We start from the raw sequence: 10267 nt of genomic DNA on the forward strand, positions 1-10267 counted from the left end.
AAGGCACAACAATATGGCCCAACCCCTTTCGCCCTCCGTCATCGCCGCCTTCGCTGCGATCGTTGGCAAGGATAATGTGTTCTTCGATGAAGCGGACCAGCTTGCCTATCAGGACAAGTTCGCGATCGACGATGCCCTGCATCATCCCGCCGGTGCGGTCGCGCCCACCACGGTGGAACAGGTGCAGGCGATTGTCCGCGTCGCGTCGGAACGTGGCCTGTCGCTCTGGCCGATCAGCCGGGGGAAGAATCTGGGCTATGGCGGCTCCGCCCCGCTACTGGCGGGTTCTATCGTCCTCGACATGAGCCGCATGAAGAAAATCGACTATGACGAGGCGAACGGCACGGTATTGCTGGAACCAGGGGTAGGCTTCTACGATCTTTATGATTTCCTGAAGTCGAAGGGCATGAAACATTGGCTGTCGGTGCCCGGCAACAGCTGGGGATCGGTGGTCGGCAATGCGCTTGACCGGGGGGTGGGCTATACCCCCTATGGCGAACATGCCGCGCGCATCTGCGGCATCGAAGCGGTGATGGCCGACGGGCTGGTCGTGCGCACGGGCATGGGCGCACTGGACGGCGCACCCACTTGGCAGCTGTATCGCTTCGGCTTTGGTCCAAGCTGGGACCAGATGTTCGTCCAGTCCAATTTCGGCATCGTGACCAAAATGGGCCTGTGGCTGATGCCTGCGCCGGAATCGCTGATGGGCATGGATCTGGAATTTGACCGGCCAGAGGATTTGGGGCCGCTTATCGACGCAATTGCGCCGTTGCGACGCGAAGGGCTGTTGCAGCAGTCGCCCACCATCGGCAACTGGCTGCGCGCAGCCGCGGTGTTGACGACGCGCGATCAGTGGACCGACAAGCCCGGCGCTCTGAGCGATGAGGTGATTGCCGCTATTCGCAAGAAATTCAATGTCGGCTGGTGGGGCGTGAGCCTGCGCCTTTATGGTCGCGAGTCGGTGAACAAGGCGGCCTATGCGGTGCTGGAACAGGCGATGTCCGCGCTCAAGCCCATGGCGATGCGCCCGACAAGCTGGAAGACGGGTGAGCCGATGGAGGCGAGCGGTTGGACCGGCACGCCGCTGACCATGCCGATGCAAAATGCCAATTGGCATGGCGGACGCGGCGGCCATGTCGGCTTCTCGCCCATCCTGCCGCAATCGGGCGCAGCGGCGATGGCGCAGTTCCAGCGCACCTATGCCCGCTACAAGGAATATGGCATGGATTATCAGGCCAGCTTCGCCTTTGGCGAACGCCATCTCATCAACGTCAATGCGGTGCTGATCAACAAGGATGATCCTGCCTTGATGGGCAGGGTCGATCCCTTCCTCAAACAGTTGATCGCTGACGCCAAGGCGCAGGGCTATGGCGAATATCGCACCCATCTCGACTATATGGATGCGGTCGCTGCCACCTATGATTTCAACAAGGGGTCGCTGTGGCAGATCAACCGCAAGGTCAAGGACGCGCTTGATCCCAACGGCGTGATCGCGCCGGGCAAGAGTGGCATCTGGCCCACGCGGAAAGCAGGAGGGCGGGCATGATGCGGCGCGGATGGATGACTTTGGCGGCATCCGCCCTGGTGCTGGCCGGGGCGGCGTGCGGTCGCGCGAATGAAAGCGCGTCGCCACCGGCGGAAGCGTCCAAGGGGCCACCACCGCTGCCCGCGCCGGAAACCGTCTCCTCCCGGCCCAAGGCAGGACCGGGCGAGCGGCTTTATCTGGAAAAATGCGCAATGTGTCACGGCCCAGGCGGCATGGGAACAGGCCTGCTTGCTCGCCGGACGGATCAACCACTGCTGGAAAAGCGCACCGACCTGACCGTCGATTATGTCGTGCAGGCCGCGCGCATGGGCATTGGCAACATGCCCGCCATTCCGCGTGGTGAAGTGAGCGACGCCGACATGAACCTGATCGCCAGGCATTTGGCACGCGCCGGGGAGGGGGGACAATGACGATTGTGACAAGACGCGACTTTCTGGCCAGCGCGGCGGTTGCGTCCGCCCTCGCCGGTTCTGGCGGCGCTATGGCTGCGCGAACTGGCGGGCCGCTGCTGCTGCATGATTCAGGCCTTGGCGCGGGGCATCGTTTCGCCGTGCGGGCGGCGGCGCTGGGCGGCGCATCGCTGGCGCTGGAAGGGGACCGCGTCCGCCAATTGCGCGGCCTGCTGGCCAGCGAGCCGGCATCGCTCTTCGGCGTCACCCGGCGTAGCGATGAACTGCTGATCGGCGAAATCGCGGCGGAGGCAGGCTATCGCCGCATTGCGCTGGTCCTGCATCGCCCCGTCGGCGTCATGGTGCCGATCTGCGCGCCCGATGGCGCGACCATCGGCACGCTGGCGCGGCTTGCAGGCGCTCGCTGGCCCGAAGCCTTCGCCGAACTGGCGCTGGGCGGTGTGGAGAAATGCGCCGTCGTCCCGGCTACGGGGATGGCGGAACCGGCGCTCAGCTGGGTGCTGATCCGGTCCCGCTAAACCCCTAGCGCTTGATGATGAGCGAGTCGGGGCGCTTGCGCGGCACCCACTCGCCCCGGCCAGGAAATTTGCTCAGCACCGCGCCATCCCACAGGCGCACGGTACGACGATGGAAACGCCACTCGCCATCATCGCCCTTGACCGCATGATCGTCATACCAGCCTGCAAAGCGCAGCAGATAGGGCGGTTCGCCTTCACATTCCGTCACGAAAGCGAAGGACCGCATCATGCAACTGCCATCCGCCTGCGGCATATATTGAATTTGGCTCACATGATGCTGGCGACCGGGGAAGCCTGGCGCATTGCGATAATGTTCGGCAATCCCCCGAATCCCGTCATGCCCTTCCCAGATGTCGGGATCGTCAAACACTTCCTCCACCATCCGCGCATCGGGCGTGAAGCAGGCGACCAGCGCATCGACATCGCCGGTATCCAGCGCCCAGCTATAAGCGGCGATCAGATCCTGCAGGGCGATCCGGTCTTCGATGGGCAGGCTTGGCATGATGGTCACTCTCCTGTTTTCACTCTCTTGACGCAACAATAACATTCGTTACTATTATGCGCAACCGTCGATAAGAAAGACAGATGAGGGGCTGCATGGGAAAGATCATTATTTCAGGGGCTTCCGGCGCATTCGGCCGCGCCGCCGCGGCGCTTTTGCTGGACAAGGTCGCTCCCCAAGACGTCATCCTGCTATCGCGCACTCCTGCTAAGTTAGCCGACTTTGCCGCCAGGGGCGCTGACGTCCGCTTCGCCGATTTCGATGATCCCGCGACCCTTCCCGCCGCCATGGCTGGGGGCGAACGGATGCTTTTGATCAGCACCGCTCGCGTCGGCACGCGGGTCGGCCAGCATCGTAACGCGGTGGAGGCAGCGGTCACGCAGGGCGTGCGCCATATCGTCTACACCTCGATCATCGCCGCAGACGAACCGGGCAATCCCGCCATCGTCAAATATGATCACCGCGCGACCGAAGAGATTATCGAGGCGTCCGGCGCTGCCTGGACCCATTTGCGCGACAGCCAATATGCCGAGGCGGTTGCCGCGGCGATGGTCATTCCCGCGTTGGTGGCCGGGACAAAGCCGGACAATTGCGCCGACGGTGCGGTCGCCTTTGTCAGCCGCGACGATTGTGTCGCCACCGCCGTTGGCGTGCTGACTCAGCCGGGCCATGAGAATAAGGCCTACACGCTGACCGGCCCGGATCTCATTACCATTCCGCAGGCCATGGCAATGGCCAGCGACATGGCCGGCAAGCCGATCATCGTCGAACCGGTCGATGACGATGGCATGTTCGCCTATTTCGATTCTCTGGGCATTCCCCGTCATGCGTCGGACATCATGCCTGATGGACCAATCCCTTGGTCGAGCGATGACATGGTCACCTTTGGCCAGTCGATCCGCGAAGGCTATTTTGCCAAGGCGACCGATTGCGTCGAACGGATCACGGGTCGCAAACCCAAATCGCTGCGCGAGGTCATGCTGGCGCACAAGGCAAGCTGGCCGCTGTGAGAGGCGCGCTATTTGCCCTGCTGATGCTGGCGGGATGCGCGAGCGGCGGCAGCCAGGGCGGTGCGGGTGACGACTGGCCCTTTACCGGCGGCGATGTCGACGGCAGCCATTTTTCCCGCCTTACCGATATCGATGCTAGCAATGTCGCGCGGCTGGGCCTGGCCTGGTCGCACGACCTTGGCACCAACCGGGTGCAGGAAGCCACGCCGGTCGTGGTCGACGGCATCATGTACACCAGCGGCAATCTCGGCCGGGTCTATGCGCTGGATGCTGCAACGGGAGCGTCGCTCTGGACCTTCGAGCCGGAGGTCGACATGCAGGCCAACCGTTCGGCCTGCTGTGATCAGGCCAATCGCGGCGTTGCCATCGCCGATGGCAAGGTGATGGTCGGCGCCCTCGACGGAAAGCTCTACGCGCTCGATGCCAAGACCGGCGCGATCGTCTGGAAGGTCGATACGATCATAGATCACACGCGCGGCTATACCAGCACAGGCGCGCCAGAGGTTGCAGGTGACCTTGTCATCATTGGCAATGCAGGCGCGGAATATGACACGCGCGGCTATGTTACCGCCTATCGCGTCGCTGATGGCAAACAGGCATGGCGCTTCTTCACCGTGCCCCACGATCCCAAAGCCGGTCCGCAGGAAAATCCCGCACTCGATGCCGCGCTCAAGACCTGGGACAAGGACAGCCGTTGGGACATTGGCGGCGGCGGCACCGTATGGGACGCGATCAACTACGATCCCGCCTTCGACACTGTCTATATCGGTGTCGGCAATGGCGGACCCTATTCGATAAAGACCCGCTCGCCCAAGGGTGGCACAAATCTCTACCTCTCGTCCATCGTCGCGCTGGATCGCAAGACGGGGGCGGTCAAATGGCATTATCAGGAAACGCCGGGCGACAGCTGGGACTTTACCGCGACCCAGCCGATGGTACTGGCCGATGTCGAGGTAGACGGAAAGGTCCGCCCCGCCATCCTCCATTCGCCCAAAAATGGCTATTTGTTCGTGATCGACCGGGAAACCGGCAAGCCGCTGCGGATCAATGCTCTGGTACGCACCAACTGGACCAGAGGCTTCGACAAGGATGGCGTTGCGGAGATGACGCCCGGCAATGTCGACTTTTGGAACGGTCCGCGCATCGTCTATCCAGCCTCGGCTGGCGCGCGCAACTGGTACCCCGCAGCCTATGATCCGACGCGCAAACTCTATTTCGCGCATGTGCTGGACATGGGCAATCTCATGTTCGGGCCGCCACCCGGCACGCCTGAACAGGCCCGCCGCGCCAGGGCGCTCAATGTCCAGACCACGCTGATCTTCACGCCGATGTTGCAGCAGGTGCTGCCAACGCTGCCGTCGGCGGTTCGCGATCAGGTCGAAAAGCTGCCGGAAATGCAATGGGTGAAGGACAAGCCCTATAGTTCCGAACTGCGCGCCATCGACCCGTTGACCGGCAAGGCAAAATGGACTGTTCCGACGCAGGGATGGCAGGACCGGATGGGGACGCTCGCCACCGCGTCGGGACTGGTCTTTCACGGGACGATCGGCGGCAAGATGATGGTCAGGGATGCTGATACTGGCAGGCTGCTCAAGGAAATCGATACCGGCAGTTCGATCATGGCCGCGCCGATGACCTACCGGGTCAAGGGCGTGCAATATGTCGCTGTCGCAACCGGCTTTGGCGGTGGCGGCTGGGGCTATGTGCCCGACTATGCCGCGGCCTATCGCTTTGGCAATGCCAACCGCCTGCTGGTGTTCAAACTGGACGGCGGGCCGGTGAGGAAGCCCGATCCGCTGCCGCCGCTGGAGGTCGCAGTTGCGCCCCCGGCGCAGAAGCCTGGCGTTACTGCGGCCATGATCGCGCGGGGGCAGGGCCTCTTCTTCCAGAATTGCGCCATCTGTCACAGCAACCAGTTGCGCTCGACCGCGCCGGACCTGCGCCGGATGCAGCCTGCGACCCATGATGTATTCGGCGCGATCGTGCGCGATGGTCTGCTGCTGCCGGGCGGAATGCCGCGCTGGGACGATATTCTGTCGACGCAGGACGTGGATGCGATCCATGCCTGGCTGATCGCCGAGCAGGGCGCGCTGCGTGACCGGGAAATCAAACTCAAGGCGGCGGGCAAGCCGCTCGATGCACCCAGCATCGCCGTCATGTCCAATTTTTAGGATCATACATGGAACAGAGCGATATCATCGTGGTGGGCGGCGGATCTGCCGGGGCTGCGATGACCGGGCGGCTGGCGGAAGCCGGGCTGGCCGTCACCCTTATAGAAGCGGGCAAGACCGATCGGCATATGCGTTCGCGCGTCCCTGCCCTGACCAGTTCGATTGTCCAGAATCCGGACTATGACTGGTGTTATCAGGTCGAACCGGATCCGTCGCTGGGCGGACGGGCAGACATCTGGCCGGCCGGGAAACTGCTGGGCGGGGGAAGCGCTCTTAACGGCATGATGTTCATTCGCGGTCACCGCTGGGATTATGACAGGTGGGCGGCGTTGGGTGCCGATGGCTGGGACTATGCGTCCGTGCTGCCCTATTTCCGGCGGATGGAGGATAATGAACGCGGCGCGGATGCGTGGCGCGGGACCGGCGGACCGATCGCCGTGTCGGAAGGGCGCGCGCGCTATCCGATCACTGACCAGTGGATTGCGGCTGCGCAACAGGCGGGCATCGCCCGCTCGACGGACCTTAACGGCGAAAGCGCCGAGGGGGTCGATTATGTCCAGGTGTCCCAACGCAACGGCACCCGCTGTTCTTCGGCGCGCGGCTATCTGCATGAACGGCGTGGCGGCAAGACGCCGACGATCCTGCTGGAGGCGCAACTGCTCCGGCTGCTGATCGAGGATAATCGCGCGGTTGGCATCGTCTATCGTCAGGATGGCGTCGAAAAGACATTGCGTGCGCGCCATGGCGTCATATTGTCGGCCGGGGCAATGAACACGCCGCGCCTGCTGATGCTGTCGGGCATCGGCCCGGCCGATCATCTGGCGGAGATGGGCATAGACCTGGTGCGCGACCTGCCGGGCGTGGGCCGCAATCTGCAGGATCATGTCGGTACCCATGTCGTCAATGAAGTCGATGGCGCGACGCTGAACAGCGACGCACAGGGGTTGCGCGGCGCGTGGCAGGTTCTGCGCTATGCGCTGGCGAAGCGCGGTGCGTTGACCACGGCGATCGGCCATGCGCAGGCCTTCGTCAAAAGCCGGGCGGATTTGCCCGTGCCCAATCTCCAGATCAGCTTTGCCGCCTTCGCCTTCGACTTTGACGAGCGGGGTCGGTTGATGCTGCGCAAAAATCCTTCCGTCTCGACGCTCGTGGGGCTGATGCGGCCCAGCCATCGCGGGCGGATCACGCTGCGTTCGCCCGATCCGTTGGCGCCCCCCGTCATCGCGCATCGGCAACTCGACAGTGAACTGGACATAGAACAGATCGTCGAAGGCATCGTCATCGCCCGCGATATTTTGCGCCAGTCGGCGATCGCGCCCCATGTGAAAAGCGAACTGCGACCCGGCGCGGCGCTGGCCGGAGCGGAGCAACTGCGCGACTATGTCAAGATGGCGTCCATCCCGCTCTATCACCCCGTCGGGACCGCGCGGATCGGTCGTCGGGACGATCCCGCTGCGGTGGTCGATCAGGATTTGCGCGTCATTGGCGTAGAGGGGCTGTGGGTCGCCGATGCTTCGGTGATGCCGTCGCTGCCGGCGGGTAACACCAATGCGACGGCAATCATGATCGGTGACAAGGGGGCCGATCATGTCCTCAAGACGCTGCGTCGCAATATGCAGCCATCAGGATGATGGTTGCCCCGGCATACATTCTGCGCTTGCAATAATAGTAACGAATGTTAGTATATGTTTCAGGAGAGAATAAGGAACCCAGGGCGATGCCAAACTATCCCCAGACCATCCATTTCGTCGGACTGAATACGCCCGTGGGCATCGAATGGTCCGCCCGCAATCTGGACGTCATCGGGACGATCCCCGCGGAAATTGACGGCGCCTTCTTCCGGGCCGTGCCGGACCCTGCGCATCCGCCGATGTTTGACGATGACATCGTGCTGTCGGGCGATGGAATGGTCGCGAAATTCGCGATCCATGATGGCAAGGTCGATTATGCGATCCGCTATGTCGAAACCGAACGATACCGGCTGGAAAAGGATGCGCGGCGCGCCCTGTTCGGCCAGTATCGCAATCCCTTTACCGACGACGCCAGCGTGGCGGGTCGCGATCGCACCGTGGCGAACACCACCCCGGTCTGGCACGGCGACCGGTTGCTGATGACCAAGGAGGACGGCCTGGGCTATCAGGTCGATCCCGACACGCTGGAGACGCTGGGCCGCTTTGACTATTATGGTGCGCTCAAATCCCAGACCTTCACGGCCCATCCGCGCGTCGACCCGGAAACCGGGGAAATGTTCTTCTTCGGCTATGAGGCCGATGGTCTGTGTTCGACCAAAATTTCCTATGCGATCGCTGATCGCGACGGGAAACTGATCAGTGAACAATGGTTCGATCAGCCCTATTGCTCGACCATCCACGACTTCGCGATCACCGAACATTACGCCATTTTCCCGATCTTCCCCACCACGGCCGATCTCGACCGCTTGAAAGCGGGCGGCGCACACTGGGCGCACCAGCAGGATCTGGAAAGCTGGGTCGGCATCATGCCGCGTTATGGCAAGGTGGAGGAGATGCGCTGGTTCAAGGGACGCAATGGCGTCTCTGCCTTCCATCTTGTGAACGCCTATGAGGAGGATGGCTTCGTCCATCTCGATCTCTGCCTGTCGGATACCAATGCCTTCGGCTTCATGCGCGAGGCGGGTGGCATCCAGCGCGACCAGCGGGATATACAGGGCGGGTTGACCCGCTGGACCTTCGACCTGTCGAAGGAGGGCGACATGTTCGAGGAGCGTCTGGTTGGTCCGCCCGGCGACATGCCACGGCTGCGCGACGCGGATCAGGGAAGGCCTTATCGGGCGGCCTGGTATCTGTCGATGAACCCGCAAGGCGGGCCACCTTTGCCCGGCGGACCTGTAGGGGTTGCGTTCAACGCGCTGTTGCGGATCGAACCGGGCAATGGTCGTATCGACATGATGGGGCTGGAGTCGGGCATGGCGATCAGCGAACCGGTCCATGTGCCATCGACGCAGGATGACCATGAAGGCTGGCTGCTGATGGTCGTCGACCGGCAGGCAGGCGAGGCGGATTTCAAGTCCGAACTTTGGGTGGTGGAGGCCGGCGCAATTGCGGCCGGGCCGATCGCTCGCGTGCCCATGCCCATGCCGATGCGCGCGCAGGTTCATGGCGCATGGGTATCGGCCCGGCAATTGGCGAATGCGCGCCAGAATGTGGACAGTGAAGCCGCGTGACGGCTTGACAAATCGTAACGATCGTTATTTATTGAAGAGGAGGGGGTGGGCCTTATCCGTCGCTCCCTCCAAAAATACTGTCAGAGCAGAACAGTCGGGCAGGCAGGATCAGAGGACGGCAGGAAAGGCAGACGCATAAGCGTCGCCTGGACCGGCATCGCCTATGGGCGGTCCGGTGATCCTCCCCCTTTGCCTTGCTGACTGACAATAGGGAGGAAAATAATGTCACATATCTGGAAGTCTGCATTTCGCAGCAATGCCGCTTGCATCGCGATGATGGCCGCGATGGCCGCTGGTCCCGCACTGGCCCAGGACGCATCCGCGCCGGAACAGGCGGCCGATCAGTCGAACCAGTCCGCCGACATCATCGTCACTGCCCAGTTTCGCCAGCAGAATTTGCAGGACACGCCGATCGCGATCACTGCGGTGTCCAGCGAAACCCTTGCCGCGCGCAGCCAGACCAGCGTCACCGACCTTGGCCAGTTCGCCCCCAACGTGGCTCTGGCTCCCGCGACCAGCCTTCAGGGCAATTCCGTCGCGGCCTTCATCCGTGGCGTGGGCCAGCTGGATTCCAGCTTTGCGCTGGAGCCGGGCGTGGGCATCTATATCGACGATATTTATTATGGCACGACCTATGGTGCAGTGATGGACCTCACCGATCTGGAGCGGGTCGAGGTGCTGCGCGGCCCGCAGGGAACGCTGGCTGGCAAGAACAGCGTCGGCGGTGCGGTCAAGCTGTTCAGCAAGAAGCCCGACGCAACAGCGGGCGGCTTCATCGAAGCGACCTATGGCAGCTATGACCGGCTGGAACTGCGCGGCAGCGCCAACATCCCGTTGAGCGATAGCCTGTTCCTGCGCGTGTCGGGCGTGTCGAAAAATGTCGACGGCTATATGAAGCTGCTGGGGCT

The 10267-nt window shown here is 62.7% G+C and carries 9 protein-coding genes; 8 read left to right on the plus strand and 1 reads right to left on the minus strand.

Features of this window, described 5'->3' with window-relative positions:
- The first annotated feature begins 13 nt into the window (after positions 1–13).
- From SX1_RS21055 to SX1_RS21065, 3 genes are read left to right on the plus strand one after another with little or no spacing between them, the layout of a single operon-like run.
- Positions 14–1546 (plus strand): FAD-binding oxidoreductase, encoded by a 1533-nt coding sequence (locus SX1_RS21055; RefSeq protein ID WP_026150021.1) that lies wholly within the window; start codon positions 14–16, stop codon positions 1544–1546.
- Complete coding sequence (locus SX1_RS21060; protein WP_019054685.1) at positions 1543–1956, plus strand: c-type cytochrome; 414 nt, start codon at positions 1543–1545, stop codon at positions 1954–1956. The genes SX1_RS21055 and SX1_RS21060 overlap by 4 nt, the downstream gene beginning before the upstream one ends.
- Positions 1953–2474, plus strand: coding sequence for a hypothetical protein (locus SX1_RS21065; RefSeq protein ID WP_019054686.1), 522 nt, complete (start codon positions 1953–1955; stop codon positions 2472–2474). The genes SX1_RS21060 and SX1_RS21065 overlap by 4 nt, the downstream gene beginning before the upstream one ends.
- 4 nt (positions 2475–2478) lie before the next feature.
- On the opposite strand, the gene SX1_RS21070 is transcribed toward SX1_RS21065, so the two are convergent.
- Complete coding sequence (locus tag SX1_RS21070) at positions 2479–2976, minus strand: nuclear transport factor 2 family protein (RefSeq protein WP_017183567.1); 498 nt, start codon at positions 2974–2976, stop codon at positions 2479–2481.
- Positions 2977–3071: 95 nt separating this feature from the next.
- On the opposite strand from SX1_RS21070, the gene SX1_RS21075 reads away from it, so the two are divergent.
- The 5 genes from SX1_RS21075 to SX1_RS23260 form a co-directional block, all read left to right on the plus strand.
- The gene (locus SX1_RS21075) at positions 3072–3986 is read left to right on the plus strand and encodes an NAD(P)H-binding protein (RefSeq protein ID WP_026150022.1); all 915 of its coding nucleotides are present in this window, start codon (positions 3072–3074) and stop codon (positions 3984–3986) included.
- A complete protein-coding gene (locus SX1_RS21080) occupies positions 3983–6157 on the plus strand; it encodes a PQQ-dependent dehydrogenase, methanol/ethanol family (protein ID WP_019054689.1) in 2175 nt (724 codons plus the stop codon). Before SX1_RS21075 ends, SX1_RS21080 begins: the two co-directional genes overlap by 4 nt.
- A gap of 8 nt (positions 6158–6165) precedes the next feature.
- Positions 6166–7788: a GMC family oxidoreductase gene (locus tag SX1_RS21085; RefSeq protein WP_019054690.1), complete on the plus strand. Its 1623-nt coding sequence runs from the start codon at positions 6166–6168 to the stop codon at positions 7786–7788.
- 86 nt (positions 7789–7874) lie between these two features.
- Positions 7875–9359: a lignostilbene-alpha,beta-dioxygenase NOV2 gene (nov2, locus tag SX1_RS21090; RefSeq protein ID WP_019054691.1), complete on the plus strand. Its 1485-nt coding sequence runs from the start codon at positions 7875–7877 to the stop codon at positions 9357–9359.
- Positions 9360–9581: 222 nt separating this feature from the next.
- The coding region (locus SX1_RS23260) for a TonB-dependent receptor plug domain-containing protein (RefSeq protein WP_043146267.1) at positions 9582–10267 on the plus strand (686 nt) is incomplete at its 3' end.

The organism is Sphingobium xenophagum NBRC 107872 (genome assembly GCF_000367345.1).
GTDB lineage: Bacteria > Pseudomonadota > Alphaproteobacteria > Sphingomonadales > Sphingomonadaceae > Sphingobium > Sphingobium xenophagum.

What these genes read in the sequence shown, in the direction of transcription:
- SX1_RS21075 (WP_026150022.1), top strand. Translation starts at nt 3,072, where the DNA reads ATGGGAAAGATCATTATTTCAGGGGCTTCCGGCGCATTCGGCCGCGCC.
- SX1_RS21065 (WP_019054686.1), top strand. Translation starts at nt 1,953, where the DNA reads ATGACGATTGTGACAAGACGCGACTTTCTGGCCAGCGCGGCGGTTGCG.
- SX1_RS21055 (WP_026150021.1), top strand. Translation starts at nt 14, where the DNA reads ATGGCCCAACCCCTTTCGCCCTCCGTCATCGCCGCCTTCGCTGCGATC.
- nov2 (WP_019054691.1), top strand. Translation starts at nt 7,875, where the DNA reads ATGCCAAACTATCCCCAGACCATCCATTTCGTCGGACTGAATACGCCC.
- SX1_RS21070 (WP_017183567.1), bottom strand. Translation starts at nt 2,976, where the DNA reads ATGCCAAGCCTGCCCATCGAAGACCGGATCGCCCTGCAGGATCTGATC.
- SX1_RS21085 (WP_019054690.1), top strand. Translation starts at nt 6,166, where the DNA reads ATGGAACAGAGCGATATCATCGTGGTGGGCGGCGGATCTGCCGGGGCT.
- SX1_RS21060 (WP_019054685.1), top strand. Translation starts at nt 1,543, where the DNA reads ATGATGCGGCGCGGATGGATGACTTTGGCGGCATCCGCCCTGGTGCTG.